Annotated in this window: 16 protein-coding genes and 1 riboswitch; of the genes, 9 read left to right on the forward strand and 7 right to left on the reverse strand. The window is 69.7% G+C overall.

Annotation, left to right across the window (positions count from 1 at the left end; all coding sequences use genetic code 11):
* Positions 1-542: 542 nt before the first annotated feature.
* Together ACQEU6_RS01340 and ACQEU6_RS01345 are read left to right on the forward strand one after the other, a co-directional pair.
* Positions 543-1,772, forward strand: a complete 1,230-nt coding sequence (locus ACQEU6_RS01340) for a PLP-dependent cysteine synthase family protein (protein WP_499328746.1) — start codon at positions 543-545, stop codon at positions 1,770-1,772.
* The gene (locus ACQEU6_RS01345; protein ID WP_499328747.1) at positions 1,769-3,046 is read left to right on the forward strand and encodes an MDR family MFS transporter; all 1,278 of its coding nucleotides are present in this window, start codon (positions 1,769-1,771) and stop codon (positions 3,044-3,046) included. Before ACQEU6_RS01340 ends, ACQEU6_RS01345 begins: the two co-directional genes overlap by 4 nt.
* A 172-nt stretch (positions 3,047-3,218) precedes the next feature.
* On the opposite strand, the gene ACQEU6_RS01350 is transcribed toward ACQEU6_RS01345, so the two are convergent.
* Positions 3,219-3,512 carry a hypothetical protein gene (locus ACQEU6_RS01350; RefSeq protein ID WP_499328748.1) on the reverse strand — a complete coding sequence of 98 codons (294 nt, stop codon included), beginning with the start codon at positions 3,510-3,512 and terminating at the stop codon, positions 3,219-3,221.
* Between the two features lie 452 nt (positions 3,513-3,964).
* Here ACQEU6_RS01350 and ACQEU6_RS01355 point away from each other — a divergent pair, with 452 nt between their 5' ends.
* Together ACQEU6_RS01355 and ACQEU6_RS01360 are read left to right on the forward strand one after the other, a co-directional pair.
* Complete coding sequence (locus ACQEU6_RS01355; RefSeq protein ID WP_499328749.1) at positions 3,965-4,363, forward strand: ArsR/SmtB family transcription factor; 399 nt, start codon at positions 3,965-3,967, stop codon at positions 4,361-4,363.
* Entirely contained in the window at positions 4,360-5,085 is a 726-nt protein-coding gene (locus ACQEU6_RS01360; RefSeq protein WP_499328750.1) for a cation efflux transmembrane domain-containing protein, read from the forward strand. The genes ACQEU6_RS01355 and ACQEU6_RS01360 overlap by 4 nt, the downstream gene beginning before the upstream one ends.
* Positions 5,086-5,340: 255 nt before the next feature.
* Here ACQEU6_RS01360 and ACQEU6_RS01365 read toward each other — a convergent pair whose 3' ends face one another.
* A complete protein-coding gene (locus ACQEU6_RS01365; RefSeq protein WP_499328751.1) occupies positions 5,341-5,526 on the reverse strand; it encodes a hypothetical protein in 186 nt (61 codons plus the stop codon).
* Positions 5,527-5,756: 230 nt separating this feature from the next.
* A riboswitch (cyclic di-AMP (ydaO/yuaA leader) is annotated at positions 5,757-5,902 on the forward strand.
* 3 nt (positions 5,903-5,905) lie between these two features.
* Here ACQEU6_RS01365 and ACQEU6_RS01370 point away from each other — a divergent pair.
* The gene (locus tag ACQEU6_RS01370) at positions 5,906-6,847 is read left to right on the forward strand and encodes a C40 family peptidase (RefSeq protein WP_499328752.1); all 942 of its coding nucleotides are present in this window, start codon (positions 5,906-5,908) and stop codon (positions 6,845-6,847) included.
* 898 nt (positions 6,848-7,745) lie between these two features.
* On the opposite strand, the gene ACQEU6_RS01375 is transcribed toward ACQEU6_RS01370, so the two are convergent.
* The 3 genes from ACQEU6_RS01375 to ACQEU6_RS01385 form a co-directional block, all read right to left on the reverse strand.
* Positions 7,746-9,239 (reverse strand): SulP family inorganic anion transporter, encoded by a 1,494-nt coding sequence (locus ACQEU6_RS01375; protein ID WP_499328753.1) that lies wholly within the window; start codon positions 9,237-9,239, stop codon positions 7,746-7,748.
* 10 nt (positions 9,240-9,249) lie between these two features.
* Positions 9,250-9,879: a carbonic anhydrase gene (locus tag ACQEU6_RS01380; protein ID WP_499328754.1), complete on the reverse strand. Its 630-nt coding sequence runs from the start codon at positions 9,877-9,879 to the stop codon at positions 9,250-9,252.
* A 225-nt stretch (positions 9,880-10,104) separates the two neighbouring features.
* Positions 10,105-10,473: a hypothetical protein gene (locus ACQEU6_RS01385; protein ID WP_499328755.1), complete on the reverse strand. Its 369-nt coding sequence runs from the start codon at positions 10,471-10,473 to the stop codon at positions 10,105-10,107.
* A gap of 605 nt (positions 10,474-11,078) precedes the next feature.
* On the opposite strand from ACQEU6_RS01385, the gene ACQEU6_RS01390 reads away from it, so the two are divergent.
* Positions 11,079-11,453, forward strand: a complete 375-nt coding sequence (locus ACQEU6_RS01390; RefSeq protein ID WP_258945356.1) for an ArsR/SmtB family transcription factor — start codon at positions 11,079-11,081, stop codon at positions 11,451-11,453.
* 9 nt (positions 11,454-11,462) lie between these two features.
* On the opposite strand, the gene ACQEU6_RS01395 is transcribed toward ACQEU6_RS01390, so the two are convergent.
* Positions 11,463-11,648 carry a hypothetical protein gene (locus ACQEU6_RS01395; RefSeq protein WP_499328756.1) on the reverse strand — a complete coding sequence of 62 codons (186 nt, stop codon included), beginning with the start codon at positions 11,646-11,648 and terminating at the stop codon, positions 11,463-11,465.
* 3 nt (positions 11,649-11,651) lie between these two features.
* On the opposite strand from ACQEU6_RS01395, the gene ACQEU6_RS01400 reads away from it, so the two are divergent.
* From ACQEU6_RS01400 to ACQEU6_RS01410, 3 genes are all read left to right on the forward strand, one after another.
* Positions 11,652-12,581: a cation diffusion facilitator family transporter gene (locus ACQEU6_RS01400; protein ID WP_499328757.1), complete on the forward strand. Its 930-nt coding sequence runs from the start codon at positions 11,652-11,654 to the stop codon at positions 12,579-12,581.
* An 869-nt stretch (positions 12,582-13,450) separates the two neighbouring features.
* The gene (locus ACQEU6_RS01405; protein WP_499328758.1) at positions 13,451-13,924 is read left to right on the forward strand and encodes a hypothetical protein; all 474 of its coding nucleotides are present in this window, start codon (positions 13,451-13,453) and stop codon (positions 13,922-13,924) included.
* Between the two features lie 1,125 nt (positions 13,925-15,049).
* A complete protein-coding gene (locus ACQEU6_RS01410) occupies positions 15,050-15,583 on the forward strand; it encodes a copper resistance CopC family protein (RefSeq protein ID WP_499328759.1) in 534 nt (177 codons plus the stop codon).
* A 241-nt stretch (positions 15,584-15,824) separates the two neighbouring features.
* Here the strand turns inward: ACQEU6_RS01410 and ACQEU6_RS01415 are convergent, their stop codons facing one another.
* A complete protein-coding gene (locus ACQEU6_RS01415) occupies positions 15,825-16,262 on the reverse strand; it encodes a L,D-transpeptidase (protein ID WP_499328760.1) in 438 nt (145 codons plus the stop codon).
* Positions 16,263-16,415 lie beyond the last annotated feature (153 nt).

The following is a 16,415-nucleotide window of genomic DNA, read 5'->3' on the forward strand; positions in this document are numbered from 1 at the left end:
GACATCGCGGCCACTTCAGGCTTGACTTCGCCGGCTGCGGGCGCTGGAAATGCGCGCCAGGTGAACAGTGCAAACCCGCCCGTAGTGGTGTCGCCTTCCCTGGGAGAGGGCGCCTTGTGGAGCCCAGCGCACGCTTACGTCCCCGAACGCGACTCCGGCCTGGTCAGCCCACTCGCTGACTGTCCGGGCGGTCCGCTTCCACATGGCTTGCAGTGCCATGCGAGCTGGGACAGCTGCCTGGCCGCCCTGTTGCTGGAACTGCTGATTCTCGCGACCTGGCCGACTCTTTGCGAGGGGCTGCTGCAAGGCCCCTCCCATCGCCGCGGGGTTCGAAAGCGCGCCGGGCGCCACTTGCCGGTCGCCGCTCGATCGCGGCTTTGTGTGATGCGCATCTAGCAGATCCGCTCGTTCTCATCTGCCGACCTTGCCGCGGAACTGTCGGTGTGAGCGACCGCATTCGGCATGCACTGTTTCGGGTTGCATGCCGGCCTCCGCCTCACGCTGCCCCACGGCATCACTGCCACGAGCGGAGTACCACTCACATGCGTCCATTCACGGAATACCCGCCCCGGCTCGGCGTGGAGCCGGGCGAGAACGCGGTCGCTACGCTGCACGCGGCCGGCCCAAGCCACCGGACCGCCGTATCGGCCGGAGCCTATCCGGCCCCCCTGCCCGATGCCTCGCCCCTCGACGCCATAGGCGACACGCCACTGGTGTGGGTTCCGGCCCTGTCGGCGCCGGACCGCGGTTACTGGGCCAAGCTCGAGGGGTTCAACCCGGGCGGGATCAAGGACCGGCCGGCGCTGCACATGGTCCGCTCCGCCCGCAGACGCGGCGAGCTCCTGCCCGGCGCCGAGATCGTGGAGTCCACCAGTGGGACCCTCGGACTGGGCCTGGCCCTGGCCGCGAAGGCCTACGGCCACCCGCTCACCCTCGTCGGCGACCCTGGCATGGAACCGCTGATGCGGGGACTGCTGACGGCCTACGGGGCCGCGGTCGACATCGTCCCCGACCCGCATCCGACCGGCGGATGGCAGCAGGCTCGCCGCGATCGCGTGGCCGAACTCCTGGCACGACCGGAAGGACGCCGCGCCGACCCGTCACGCCCGGACGCCCCCGGCGCCTGGTGCCCTGACCAGTACAACAATCCCGACAACGTGGCCGCCTACGCGGCCCTGGCGGCCGAGCTGATAGGGGCACTGCCCTGGATCGACGCGCTGGTCTGCTCCGTCGGCACCGGCGGGCACAGCTCGGGGATCTCCCGCGTGCTGCGCCAGTCGTTTCCGGGGATGCGGCTGGCCGGGGTCGACACCGTCGGTTCGACCATCTTCGGCCAGCCCGCGCGGCCGCGCCTGATGCGAGGGCTCGGTTCCAGCATCTTCCCCCGCAACGTCGACTACGGCGCCTTCGACGAGGTGCACTGGGTCGACGCCGGCGAAGCGGTCTGGTCGTGCCGCGACCTGGCGGCCCGCCGGCACATCGCCGGAGGATGGAGCGTCGGAGCGGTGGCCCTGGTCGCCGACTGGCTCGCGCGGACGCTGCCCGCCGACCGGACGATCGTCGCGGTCTTCCCGGACGGGCCCTGGCGCTACTGGAACACCGTGTACGACGACGCCTACTGCCGTCGCCATGACCTGCTGGACCGGCGGCCCGCCGCCGACCCCGAACAGATCGGACGGCCGGCCCAGAAGGAAGTCCTGGCCTGGACCCGGTGCGAGGACGTCATCGACCCGCGTCCCGCTCCCCGGGCGGCCGAGGGCGGCGACCAGTGATCGCCACGCTCCGGCAGGTCCGCACCTTCTCCCGTCCGGTCCAGGTGCTGTGCCTCAACCAGGTCGGGATCAACATCGGGTTCTACATGCTCATGCCCTACCTGGCCGCCCACCTCACCGGTCGGCTCGGTGTCGCCGCCTGGGCGGCCGGACTGATCCTCGGCGTGCGGAACTTCAGCCAGCAGGGCCTGTTCCTGGTCGGCGGCACCCTCGCCGACCGCATCGGGTACAAACCCATGATCATGCTGGGCTGCGGGCTGCGAACGATAGGTTTCGCCGCGTTCGCCGTCTCGGAGTCCCTGGTCGTGCTGATCGCCGCCGCGGCTCTGACCGGCTTCGCCGGGGCACTGTTCAACCCCGCCGCACGCGCCTACATCGCCCATCAGGCAGGCGACCAGCGGGTGGAGGCCTTCGCGGTCTTCAACGTCTTCTACCAGCTCGGCATCCTCATCGGTCCGCTCGCGGGGCTCGCTCTGATCGCGTGGGACTTCACGGCCGTGTGCCTGACCGCCGCCGCGATCTTCGCCGGCCTGACCGTGCTGCAGGCGCGCAGCCTGCCGTCCCAGGCGGGCGCCGAATCCGGGTCCGTCCAGCCCGTGCTGACCGACTGGCGCGAGGCGGCCGGAAACCGGCCCTTCATGGCGTTCGCCACCGCGATGCTCGCCTCCTACGCCCTGTCCTTCCAGGTCTACCTCGGGCTGCCGCTGGAGATCGAACGGCGCACCGGCGGGCAGAACGGCATCGTCGCGATCTTCGCCGTCTCGGCGGTCCTGACGCTCGGCCTCCAGATCCGCCTCACCGTCTGGTGCAAGGAACGCTGGACTCCCGGCCGCACCATCGCGCACGGTCTGGCTCTGATGGGGCTGGCCTTCGTTCCGCTCGCCCTGCCGTATCCGGCAGAGCAGCCGCACTCCACCGGCGTCGCCGCGCTGGTGCCGGTGATGTGCACCGCCACGCTGCTCACCGCCGGAACGATGATGGTCTTCCCGTTCGAGATGGCCATGATCAGCACCCTGGGGGGAGGCCGGCTCGTCGGCACCTACTACGGCCTGTACAACCTGCTGTCCGGTGCCGGCATCCTCGTCGGCAACCTGGCCACCGGGGCCGTCCTCGACCTCGGCCGCCGACTGCACATGCCCGCGCTGCTGTGGCTTTCCCTCCTGGTGATCGGCCTGGTCTCCGCTGCCGCAGTGCACCGTCTGGACAGGGGCGGCGCTCTCGTCTCCGCTTCGTCGGGAGGGCAGGTCAAGAGACCGGCGAGAGCAACCGACTGACCCTGGGGCACACGCACCGGCGACTCGGCAACGGCCAGTCCGGTGAGAGCGCCCATGGTCTGGACCGAGACCCTGGCCGAGGACCGTGGACCTGTTGTCGCCGACCGAGGCCGCCAGGGCGGTTCGCCGACGACAGGCGTGACCAGTCCGACCGGCACACCGGTCGAGCGTGTCATTCCGCCCTCGGGGTGGCCCGTGGCTCGCCGTTCTGCCTGTGGAGGGACTCCGCGTCCTGAACCTGGCCGCCGAGCTTCTGCCGCGCGGCCAGCAGGAGCTGTGGACTGGAGACGACGACCCACCGTGTTCCGACCAGGTATGTTCCGCCGTACATCGAGGAGTATTCGAGCCAATCTTGCTGCGCCTTGTCGGTGGCGAAGGTGTTGAGCACGTACTTCCCCGACAGGGTCACACAGATCGCCTGCCGGTAGTCGACCGCCTTGCCGCGCACCTCTGGCGTGCAGCCCATCCTGGTTCCGAGTTCTTCGATGCTCGCGGGAGCAAGGGACTGCGTACCCCTCCCGGAACTCCTCGGACCGTCAGCCTTCAAGGGCGCTGCATTGTTCCCAGCGGACTTGCTCGTGCCGCACCCCGCCGCGGCCAACACGGCGCCGATTCCCACTGCCGCCAACACACGGATCTGAAGGCAGTGAAGTCCAAGGTGCCGGATTCTCATTGTCGCCTCTCGGGTGGCTCGGCGTCCGACGGCATGCCTTCTACGGCTTGTCGAATACCGGTACGCCAAGAGCTCCTCGGCGGTTCACCGCGCCGCGCCGACACTGCCGAAGGTCCGCAACGGCAGCGCAGTAACCAGGGCGAGAACCATGCCACGCCCTCGGCGACGTCGTCCGGTGGCGTGGCGGGAGCCTGATCACGGTACGACCGACTTGACTGATCGCATGATCTGGCTATCATTCCAGTATGACGATTGATTCTGAATGTGGAATGACTTCGCTGGACGGGTTGGCGCCCGCGGCCGCGCTGTTCCACTCGCTGGCCGATCCGGTGCGGCTGTCGATCGTGCAGCGGCTGGCGCTGGGTGAGGTCCGGGTGGTGGATCTGACCCGTGAGCTGGGGTTGGCGCAGTCCACGGTGTCCAAGCATCTCGCCTGTCTGCGCGGCTGCAAGCTGGTGGACTACCGCGCCGAGGGCCGCCAGTCGTTCTACTTCATCGCCGTGCCGGAGCTGCTGGACCTGCTGCGCTCGGCCGAGCATCTGCTGGCGGCCACCGACCGCGCCGTCGCGTTGTGCCCGACTCATGGCACTGCGGGCGATCGGCCGCTGGGAGCCTGTCCTTCCGAGGCGAAGGAGCGGGCATGACCACCGTGTCGCTGGGGCCGTCTCCGGAGCGGCGGGCGGTGCTGGCGCGGCGGGTGCGCCTGCTGGTGGCCGCCACGATCTCCTACAACGTCGTCGAGGCCGTCGTCGCCGTCACCGCCGGGACCCTGGCCTCCTCCGGCGCGCTGGTGGCGTTCGGTCTGGACTCGGTGATCGAGGTGGCCTCCGCCGCCGCGGTCGCCTGGCAGTTCTCCGCCCGCGACCCCGAGCGGATCGAGCAGCGCGAGAAGCGCGCACTGCGGATCATCGCGGTCTCGTTCTTCGCGCTGGCCGCCTACGTCGCCGCCGACTCGGTCCGTTCCCTGGCCGGCGGTGCCGAGGCCGAGCACTCGACGCCCGGGCTGGTCCTGGCCGCGCTGTCGCTGGCAGTGATGCCGTTCCTGTCGGCCGCGCAGCGCCGGGCCGGCCGGGAGCTGGGATCGGCCAGTGCGGTCGCCGACTCCAAGCAGACCCTGCTGTGCACCTATCTGTCGGGCGTGCTGCTGGCGGGGCTGGCGGTCAACACCCTGTTCGGCTGGTCCTGGGCCGACCCGATCGCCGCGCTCGTCATCGCCGCCGTCGCGTTCAAGGAGGGCCGGGACGCGTGGCGCGGCGACGCCTGCTGCGTTCTGCCGACCGGTAGTACCACGGCCGCCGATGACAGTCCCGAAGCCGCGCAGGACGCCTGCGCGACATGCGGGCCCGGCTGCGCCTGCTGCTCCTGACCCATCCTCGACGAGTTCGGAGGACATCGTGGCGGTCACCGCGCTGGTCGTCTATCTGGTCTGGGCCGTGCTGGCGTTCGGGCTGCGGACCCTCCTGCAGTGGCGCCGCACCGGCGACACCGGCTTCCGCGGCGGCGGCCTGGGCAAGGGGACGGTGCAATGGTGGGCCAGGGTGCTGTTCACCGGCGCGCTGCTGATCGGTGCCGCGGGCCCGATCGCGGCGCTGGCCGGGCTCGCCGCGGTCACCGCCCTTGATCACACCGCCGTGCAGGTGGCCGGGACCGCGCTGGCCCTCGGGGGAGTGGCGGGCACGCTGGCCGCGCAGACCTCGATGGGAAACTCCTGGCGGATCGGCGTCGAGGAGGCCGAGCGCACCGAACTGGTCACCGGCGGCGCGTTCAGCCTGGCCCGCAACCCCATCTTCACCACGATGATCGTCACCGCCGCCGGGCTGGCCGCGATGGTCCCCAACGCGATCTTCGCTGTTCGGCCTCGTCGTGACCGTGGTGGCGGTCCAGATGCAGGTCCGCGCGGTCGAGGAGCCTTACCTGCTGCGCACTCACGGCGATGCTTACGCCGCCTACGCCGCAGAGGTCGGACGGTTCCTGCCAGGTGTCGGACGCCTCGCCTCGCCCCAAGGCGTTCAGCGGCGACGTCTCCGCCGGGGACGGCCGGCGACCGCGCCGAATCCCGCGGACGGCTCCGTCCGGGGAACCGGGGACCCGATCTTCAGGGGTGAATCCGTCCCGACGGGACGGTAGGGCGACTCCGGCCCGAACCCGTCAGCTGACCCGGTAGGCGGTACAGGAGAGGACACCGCATGCAGCGACGAGCTGCCGGCCCCCGAACGACGGCCCGCCGCAGGATCCGCACCGGCCGGCCCGGCGGTGTCACGGCATGGACGGCCGCCCTCGCGCTGTCCGCCGGGCTTCTCGCGCCCGCGCCCGCGCACGCCGAGCCCAAGCCGACGCGCAAGCAGCTCACCGCGCAGCAGGAGAAGCTCGCCGACGAGGCCGAGAAGCTCAGCGAGCAGTACAACGGCCTGCGCGAACGCCTCAAGCAGGCCGAGCACGCCGCGAAGACGGCCAAGAGCAGCGCACTGCGCCAGCAGAAGGCGCTGGACGAGGCGCGCGAGCGCATGGCGAAGATCGCCGCCGACAGCTACAAGAACGGCCCCGCGGACCCGGCGATCTCCTTCGCCACGTCCTCCGACCCGCAGGCCGTCCTGGACCAGTCGGCCACCCTCAACTACTTCGCCAAGCAGAACGACATCCGCATCACGCAGATGCTCCAGGTGATGCAGGGCGCCGACCGGTCCCGCAAGGCCGCCGAGCGGCGCGCCGCCCAGGTGCGCGCGCTCACCGGCGAGGCGAAGAAGAAGCGCCGGGAACTCCAGGTCAAACTGAAGAAGGTCGAGAAGCAGCTCGGCACCTTCAAGACCGCCGGCGGGCGGCCCGGCTCCATCCCCAACCTCAGCCAGCTCAAGCCCGGCGACCTGGTGTTCTTCCACAGCGACCTGCACCACATGGGTATGTACATCGGCAACGGCAACATGGTCCACGCGCCGCAGACCGGCGACGTCGTCAAGATCGCCCCCATCGCCGGCCGCCCTTCGCCGGCGGAGTCCGCGTCGCCTAGCGAAATCGGCTCTGCGAGCGGTCCCCGTCGTCCACCCCTGGGGCGGCGGGGACGCCACTCTGCGGACCATGCCTGGACTCAGGACGCCTGCCGGTGTAACCGGCGGCCTCTGCGGCTTTGGTGATGCCTGTCCCGCAGCCGAGCAGGGTGATGCCGTGTTGTAGTCGCGCCCAGCGGCGCCAGGCGGGAAAGGGGAGGCCGACCTCCTCCAGGAACAACGACTCCAGGAGTTCGGCTGGATAGCCGACATGCTCGGCGACCCGACGCAGGGTCAGCCGCCCGAGTACCAGATCCGGCAGCGCGCGCATTGTCTCGGTGAGCGCCGGGTGCGGCGTTCGGCGGGCCGGCCGCTCCAGGATCGAGTGTGCGGAGGCCAGCGAAAGATGCCGTGGTGAGGCGGCCGGATCGACCGGCCGAGCTGTGCTGGTCCATGTGCTGACGGCAAGTCGGTCCCCCCTGGAGGAGGCGATCCGTGCCCGTGCGGCGGTGCCGGTCCGTCCCGCCGGGTCAAGGTAGGCGATGACCCCGAAAGCCGGCTCGGGGACGCGCATCGCATGCGCTGCGCCGCTCGGGATGATAGCCGCCTCGGCGGGCAGTTCGCGTCCGGCGGCGTCCCGCAAGAAGACCTGGCCGCAGCCGACGAGCAGGACCTGGATCGCTTCATGGGAGTGCGGTTCGGCGGTCTCGATCGCACCGGCGAACAGCAACACCCCTGGTTCGGGGAACACGCCGGTCGGCCGCTGCGTCAGGCCGGTCCCTGTGAGGTCCATGAGCGGGCCACCCTCCCGAATCCTGTCATGCCGAGACGTGAACGTGAGCTCACATGACTTTCTACACTATGTAGAAGTTCGAGGACATTTGGGGCCGGTGGGACAGCGCGTTCCTCCCGGCATCCGGCCGTGGAGAAACAGGGATGAGACGGGCTGTCGGCCGCGCGGCCACATGCCCGTGTGAGGCGCCGTGACAGGGGGCAGGTGCGGGACGGACGCCCCTGGCCCCCTGTCACGGGTTTCGCGCGGACCTCAGGATCGGGCGTCTCCGACCGAGACCATGTCGGGGCTCGCCTGGTTGTGGCGCTCCACCCAGTTCATCAGCGCCGAGTGGCAGGCGTGGTCCAGGTGCCGCAGGTCGGTGAGGTCCAGTTGGACCGGCCGATCTCGGGGGAGCTTCTCCAAGGTGTCCAACATCTGCGGGAGGCGCAAGAACGTGGCGTGGCCGGCCAGGGCGACACGTACCGGACGCCCATGCGTGCCGGCCGCCTCTTCCGTCTCGTCCACCTCGATCTGGATGTGCGAGGTCTCCCAGGCCGTCTTGATCACAGCCAGCACCAGGCCGAGCAGCACTCCCTCGAACAGGTTGAGGACGACCACTGCCGTGGCCGTGAGGACGAGGATCAGTGCCTCGCCGCGATGCCGGCGCCACAAGGGGCGCAACTGCTTGACAGGCATGAGTTTCCAGCCGGCGTGCACGAGCACGCCCGCGAGGGCGGCGAGCGGGATGATTTCCAGCGCCGCAGGGAAGGCCGCGGCGAACAAGAGAATCCAGAGCCCGTGCAGGACGCGCGACGCCTTGGTCTGTGCTCCTGCCTGCACGTTGGTGGCGCTGCGTACGATCACCGCCGTCATCGGCAGGGCCCCCAGGAGCCCGCACACGGTGTTGCCGGCGCCCTGGGCCATGAGCTCCTTGTCGTAGTCGGTACGCGGGCCGTCGTGCATGCGATCGACCGCCGCGGCGCTGAACAGGCTTTCCGCGGAAGAGATGAGCGCGAATGCCAGCACGGTTCCGAGGACGCCGATCTCGGACAGTCGGGCCACATCGCCGATGCCGGGTGGCTGGACGGCTCCGAGAAGGCCCTGTACGTCCAGCCGGGCCACGGGCAGATCCAGCAGGAAGGACGCACCCGTCGCCAGAGCCACGGCCGCGAGCGGCGCCGGAACTTTTCGGACTCGTTCCGGCAGGTGAGCCCATCCCGCCAGCAGCGCGACGGTGCCCGCGCCGACGCCGAGCGCGGCCAGCGCTGCGGCTGATCCGGTGCTGTCCAGGAGCAGGCCCGGCAGCCCGGCGAGTTTGGCCATGCCCGAGCCGGGCGCGGTGGCATCGGCCATGGCGTACAGCTGCCCGGCGATGATGGTCAGGCCGATTCCGGCGAGCATGCCCTCCACCACGGCCACGGAGATCGCGCGGAACCACCGCCCCATCCGCAGCGCGCCGAGCAGCAGCTGCAGGAGGCCCGCCGCGAGAACTATCGCGCCGAGCGTGCTCAGACCGTATGTCTGGACGGCCTCGTACACCAGGACGGTCAGGCCCGCGGCGGGACCGCTGACCTGGAGGCTGCTGCCGGGAAGCAGGCCGGTCACCAGGCCGCCGACTATGCCGGTGATCAGGCCCAGCTCGGCCGGGACGCCGGAGGCGACCGCGACTCCCACGCACAGCGGCATGGCGACGAGGAAGACGACAAGGGAGGCGGTGATCTCGTTCCGAAGCACTCGGGAGGACCGCAGGGTCGTTGGGAGCATCGGTCCTCACCTACAGGGAAAGGAAGGCGTCGGCGTCCGGCCGGTGCGCCAGCACCGACCCGGTGTGCACTTCGTAGTACCAGGCGTGCAGGCCGATCCGGCCGTCGGCGGCCCGCTCGTCCACGCCGGGATAGGCGCGCAACCGCTCCAGTTGATCGAGCACATGTCGCTGGACCGCTGCCGCCAGGTCGCCGCTGCCGGCGGAAGGGGGTGCCGCCCGGTCGGATGCGGCGTTACCGGGCAGACGCGGCGAGGTGCCGGCGGCCTCGGCCAGCCATGTGCGGACGGCGGGGGCGGCGCTGAGGTCGTCGCCGCGGACCAGGGCGCCGACGGCACCGCAGTGGGAGTGCCCGCACACCACGACGTCGGCGACGCCGAGGATCTCGATCGCGAACTCGATGGTCGCCGCTTCGCTGGTAGGACGGTCCAGCCGGTACGGCGGAACGATGTTGCCCGCCGTGCGCAGTTCGAACAGCTCGCCTGGACGGGCTCCGGTGAACAGGGAAGGGATCACGCGCGAGTCGGAGCAGGTGATGAACAGCGCCAGGGGCGACTGGCCATCGGCGAGCCGGTGCAGTTCGCCGCCGTTCTCCGCGGCCCAGGAGCCGAACGTTCGGGCATGGTCGATGAAAGTGTGCATGCGAAATACCTCCAGGGTGTCCCCGCGAATGCGAGGGCATCGTAGGAGTTGGACAAAGGACGATCTGACGGTGTGGTCGTCCGGTCGCGTTGACCCGTTCCGATCACCGAGGCGAGATAAGACCGTCGTTCATTGCATGTGGCATGGTCGTAACGACCAAGCACGACGGCTTACGCCCTCAAAATGGTGTTTCGGCAGGAAGGTGACACGCGCCAGAGGGCGCTGTCAGCAACGGAATACCTGGAGGATGGCGGGAATGTTCCCGGTGGCACGTCTGCTGATCGCGTGCACGAGCCCGCCGACCCGGCGCGGAAACGCGATCGTGCTGACGCCGGCGGTGAACGCCGAGCGTGTCGGAGTGTCCGGGGCCTTGACCTCTTTGGGGTTGGCCACGCGACTGCTCGCCCGGACGGTCAGATGCTTGGACGACTCCTGCGCGGACTTCCGCTCCTCCGAACTGGAGCGAAGTGCGCCCGAGTCGCTCAGCTGAATGCTGCCCGCCGAAGTCGGCGCCGTGAACTCACCGGGTCCTACGCTTTGGAGAGCCGTGTCCAGGACCAGGTGCAGGCAGCCGCAAAGGACGATGATGAGCAAGGCGGCGGCACGTCTCATCCTGCTGTGCCGTACCACCCGCGACGTCCTCCGATCGGGCCGGGCTCATCCAGCCGTATCGTCCGCTACTAACTGACCTGTACGTGAAGCGCTGATGGCTCGCCAAGCTGCATGACAGTGCATTCGAGCGCCCGGCAGAAAGCGGGTGGCAGCCAGATCACGACCCTATCACGCATCGTTAGTCTCTGATCACGAATCCGGAATCGGTTCCAGGGATGGCGGGAGCTTTCCGGTCCGGCCGTGCCGGCTTGCGCGGTGCCGGCGTGTCGGCCCGTCCCGTGCGGTCGGCCACCGGTCCCCATCTTCTACATACGATAGAAGATGATGGTTGGAGTCCCGGGCGGCGACACGGTCGCGACAGCCTCCCCGGCGGCCTGCCGCAACGGCTGGGCGCCGGGGAGGCCATCCGCTTCACCGCCTTCATATTGAGTCGCAGCCCGGTTCTGCCGGTGGCCGGGGCCGCCGGTCCGCTCTTGTCGCGCTGGACCGCTTGACGGGTCGTAAGCGATGGTCGCTAATCTTCACATATGAGCAACCATGCAGATGATGCAGCCGTCGCAACGTCGCTGGACGGCTGTGATGTCCGGATGGTCGATCCCGAACGAGTCGCGATGGTGCGCGCCGCCATGCCCGGCGGTGAGGTCGTGGAGGACCTCGTCGAGGTCTTCTCGCTGCTCGCCGACCCGGGCCGCGTCCGCATCATCACGGCGCTCCTGGAGGGCGGCGAGATGTGCGTCTGCGACCTCGCGGCCGCCTGCGCGAGCAGGGAATCGGCAGTCTCGCATGCGTTGCGCCTGCTGCGCGCCAATCGAGTCGTCACGGTCCGCCGGACCGGCCGGATGGCCTACTACCGGCTGGCCGACTCCCACGTGCGGCTGCTGCTCGATCTCGCGCTGACGCATTTCGGGCACGAGGACGCTCAGACCGCCCGAAAGGGACCCCCCGATCCTGAAGCCCGGTAGACCGGGCCTTCACGACCCCCTGGAGAGCTTGGCATGGAGAACCCGGTGGGGCGCACACGCGCCGCGGCGGCCGCTCAGGCCAGTGAAGACCACGACCCCGGACGCCACGACCACGGCGATCACGACCCTGACGGGCACGGCCCCGGCCAAGAAGACGGCGGCCACGGACATGGACACGGCCACGGACATGGACACGGTGTGTCCGCCGATGCCGACCGCCGCTACCTGACCGGAGCGCTCGTTCTGATCAGCGCCTTCATGGTCGGTGAGGTCGTGGTCGGCCTGCTCGCCCGGTCCCTGGCGTTGATCTCCGACGCGGGCCACATGCTGACCGACGCCGCGTCCATCGTCCTGGCGCTGGTGGCCATGCGCCTGTCGGCGCGTCCGCCGCAGGGCGGCTTCACCTACGGGTTGAAGCGCGCCGAGATCATGTCCGCCCTGGTCAACGGCATCACGCTGCTGCTGCTGGCCGCCTACTTCGTGTACGAGGGCATCAGCCGGCTGTTCGACCCGCCCGAGGTCGCGGGCGGCCTGGTACTGGTCACCGGTCTGGTCGGGATCGCGATCAATCTTCTGGCGACCTGGCTGATCAGTAAGGCCAACCGGTCGAGCCTGAACGTCGAGGGCGCCTACCAGCACATCCTCAACGACCTGTTCGCGTTCATCGCGACCACCATCGCCGGTGCGGTGGTGCTCTTCACCGGCTTCGCCCGGGCCGACGCGATCGCCGCCCTCATCGTGGCCGCGCTCATGGTCAAGGCCGGGTACGACCTGGTCCGCGGAGCCGGCCGCGTCTTCATGGAGGCCGCTCCCGACGGGCTGAACCCGGCCGACGTCGGAGCCTCCATGGCCGCCTCGCCGGATGTCGTCGAAGTCCACGATCTGCACATCTGGGAGGTCACGTCCGCCTACCCCGCGCTGTCGGCGCACGTGCTGGTCGGAGAGGGCGGTGACTGCCACGCGGTCCGCCGCGCCATCGAGGCGATGCTCAAGGCCGAGTACGGGATCGACCACACCACGCTCCAGGTCGACCACGCGCCACCAGAGGTGACGATCGGCTCGGCCGACGCCGTGGACGACCACTGCGCCGACCCCCACGGACCCGTGCACCGTCCATCCGACGACTGATCGGGGGAGTGTCTCAGCCGCGCGGCCCCTTCGGGGGTCGAGGCCGCGTCGAGGCCCCGTGCGGGACGACCGTTCGGGGAGATGAGGGCGGTGTCACGGATGGCCGGACGTCCTTGATCGTGGATGTCCAGACTGCGGCGCGGGCGGCCATGATCGCGGAGGGAAGCGCATGAGCTTGGACGACGAATCTGGGAAACCGACGTTGCTGGTCAGGGCGACGGCCAAGCTGAAGGGCGAGGTGCGGGCCGACACGTTGGAATCGTTCCGCCGTGCGGGTGGGGTCGCCTACGCCGAGATGCAGAACGCCGAGACGCTGCGGCAGAAACTCGCCGCAGACGGCACGAACCTCTGGCACGTCGAACCCGGGATTTCCAGCCAGTTGCTGTGCTCGTGGAACGCGTTCGTCCTGCAGTCGATCGGCGAGCATCTCCTGGATGCCGACTGTGCCGCAGACCCCCGGACGGCCGGTTACGTCCCACCGGTCACCCACACGCAGGTGTCGGCGTGCTTCGACCAGGTCGAGTCGTGGACGTCGCGGGCGCGGCAGGCCGCCGGCAACGTCGCCCTCGACGTCTCGGAGACCGTCCGGCTTCCCGCCGACCTACCTGAACGGGCCGAGGCCGATCCCTGCCCGCTGCCGCAACTGCGCGGCATGCTCGCCGCGGCACGGGCCGTCCGGGAACACGCCGAGGTGGCTCTCGGAGTGTTCGAGACCTCGGTCGAGGACACCGAGGAGCACGGTCAGGATCTGCGAGGGCTGCGCCAACTCGCGGCCGAGGGGGCCACCGCGGCGGATTACGCGGAGGGGCTGCTGGAGTCCTACTACCACCTGGGTCAGCTCACCGCCATGCCGACGCTCATCGCCAGGTATGAGCTCGGAGAGCTCGGCGGGGTCGCCCGGCAGGTCGCCACCCCCAGGTCCCCCCTCCTTCGACCCCTGGTGCCTGACCTCGCCGCGGGAGCGCTCCAAGTGGCGCAAGGACCCCCGCGCCCGGCAGTCGATCAAGGAGCTGTGGGAGTTCGATCCCGCGCCGGAAGCCACGCTGCGCATTCAGGCCGAGATCGACGCGGCCAAGGCGCAGGGAACGATCGACTACGCCAAGAACGCCGACGGCAAGCTTCTCGGCAGCTATTACTGCTGCCCCTGGGGAGCGGTCTACGTCGTACGCCGACCGGTGACGGTCAACGGCCGCCGGCTCCGCCAGGGCCAGCAGTTCACCTACGAGGTCGACGCCGACGAGGTGCCCAACGGCGGTGACTTCGTGCGACGGCTGATCGTCGGGAACTTCAGCCCCACGGACGAGATCGAGTACTGCGATCCTGACGGAGAGCACGAGGGGTGAGTTCACCGGGCTCGGCCGCCGCCTCGCCGCGGTGAAGCTCGGCCCTGAGCCCGTGGGCCGACCGATGTGCCGGGCCTCGCCCGAGGTCGCATCCGAGCGATGTGATCCCGGAGGCAGGGGCGCCGGCCGTCCACGGCGACCTCCACGGTGTCCCGAGGCGGCCGCCACTTCACCGGTCGGGGCGGTGAACTGACCGCGGGGGCGGTGTGTCCCCCTATGTGCAGGCCAGGGCGAAATCGCTCACCAGGCGGTGCTCGCGGTGCGGGGAGCGTCGGAAGCCGAGGCCCGGGAGATGCTCAACAAGGTCATCAAGAGGTTGAGGGCAAAGTGGAAGGCGTTCCGGCGCGCGGCATCCGTCGGCGGACCGCCTGCCTCGGCACGGCCGAAAGCTACCGAGGACGCTGAACTCCTTGTGGTCGGGCGGGGGCACGGCGGCTTCGCCGGGCCGCGCCTGGGGTCGCTGAGTCAGCAGTACGTGCACTACGCCACCAGCCTGGTGCTCATAGCGCGCGATCATGCTGGTCATCCAGGTCGTTGACGCACGGCGGGACGGCACCGGCCGCCTGGCTTCCACTCTGGCGCTGATCGCCGGGATCTTCCTGGGGGAGGCCGGATGCGGGCTGAAACCGGGCCCGCCGGCACTGCTTGCGGATCGCCAGGCCCGCCGGCACCGTTGGTCGACGGGCCTATGGCTCCTATCGGGCGGAGGTGTTCACCTCAGCGTTCGGGGTCTTGACGTGGCGGGCTGGCCTGGTGGCCGCCGCCAGTGGCCCGTCTATGACACCCTCATCGCCTTGGCCAACGGCGTGCTCGTCTTGACCCGCACCATCCCACTCGGCCGCCGGGTCCCATCGTCGGCGTCACCGCCGTCCACGCGCACCGAACCATGCCCTACTGTGAACCCAGGTCATCATCTACATTCTGTAGAAAGTGGTGAACGGGCCGCCCCGTGTCTCCGTACAGCCTGATACGGGCCACGCGCCCTTACCCGGCCGTACGACCAAGGAGGTTCGCGTGAGGCAACGGCGCCGGCTCATTGGACGCCAGCGGATGCTGCCGGGGAGTGCGGCAGGAAGTGCGAGCGTCCGATCGTCGCGGAGGCTCTGGCCGGTCAAGGTCCTCGCCTTGGGTACGGCGATGTGCGGGCTTGTCATGGCGCCTGCGAATCCGGCACATGCGCATGCCGAACTCAAGAGCATCACCCCCGAGCACTCCACCCAGACGTCAGCTCCGGCTGAAGCGGTCCTTACCTTCAACCAGCCCGTGAACATGCGGTTCACCGTGGTGAAGGTGACCGGTTCGGACGGGGCGGGCGCGGGCTCCGGCTCACCCGCGGTCGACGGTGCGGTGGTCCGCCAGTCGCTGATGACGCTCACGAGGCCCGGCAGGTATCAGGTGGCCTACAGGACGGTGTCGGTGGACGGACACGTGATCAGCGGAAGCCGGACCTTCGTCTTCAGGCCGTCCGCCACGGGAACCGCGACTGCTCCCCCCGCGACCGGCCAATCCGGCTCGCCCGCGACCGCTCCGGCGGCCGACCGGTCGGAGCGGAACTCCTCATCGGGCCTCTCCTGGGCGGTTGTGATCATGATCGGCCTTCTCGGAGGACTGCTGGTAGCGGCCGTGCTGGTGCTCCGGCGAGCCCGCCGGGACCACTGAATCCGATCTGAACCCGGCCTGACGGCGTCGCCGCGTCCAGCGGCGGTCGGTAGGTCAGGCCAGGAAGCGAATAGTGGTCATGCGAGTCGGTTTGATGCCGCCGCGATCCGCGCGAGCAGGCCCTCGCGTTCGGTGGCGGCCGGAAGAGCCCGAAAGGCGATGCGCTCCCAAGCCTCACGGCGATGGCGCAACGCTCAGCAGCGCGATCAACGACGGCTGACACCGGCCGGACCGGTGCTCGCTACTGGAGCGAGCTGCCCCGCTTCCAGGACTCCCAATCCAGTTGCCAGAACGACCATCCGTTGTTCCATTCCAGCTTGCGCCGGGAACCGGTGATCTCCACGACATCTCCAGGCTGTACGGTCCGGTAGAGCCAGACGGCGTCCTTGGGCGACTGGCGGACGCATCCGTGGCTGCAGTTGGCCTTGCCCAGGCAGTAGTACTCGCCTGCGCCCTGGTGGAGATATTCGCCGCTGTTGGAGATCGTCATGGCCCTCGGCCTTGCCGTACTCGCCCTGACCGTCAGCTCGGCCACCTCCGCCACCGCGTGGGCGGTCTTCATCCCGGGGGTGTTCCTCACCGGCTCGGGAGCGGGCCTGGCCGTCGCCCCGCTCGCCCAACTCGCCCTCCAGGACGTCCCCGTCCGCCAAGCCGGCAGCCGCTCCGGGATGTACAACACCGTCGTCCAGCTCGCCGCCTCACTCGGCGTCGCTCTCTTCGGTGCTCTCTACTTCCACCCCCCAACCCGACCGCCTTCACCAGTTCCCCCGCGCGGCAGGACCGGCCTTCGTCACCACCCTGTGGATCAGCATCGCCCTGCTCGCCGCCACGT

Source organism: Spirillospora sp. CA-108201, assembly GCF_050936235.1.
Lineage (GTDB): Bacteria > Actinomycetota > Actinomycetes > Streptosporangiales > Streptosporangiaceae > Spirillospora.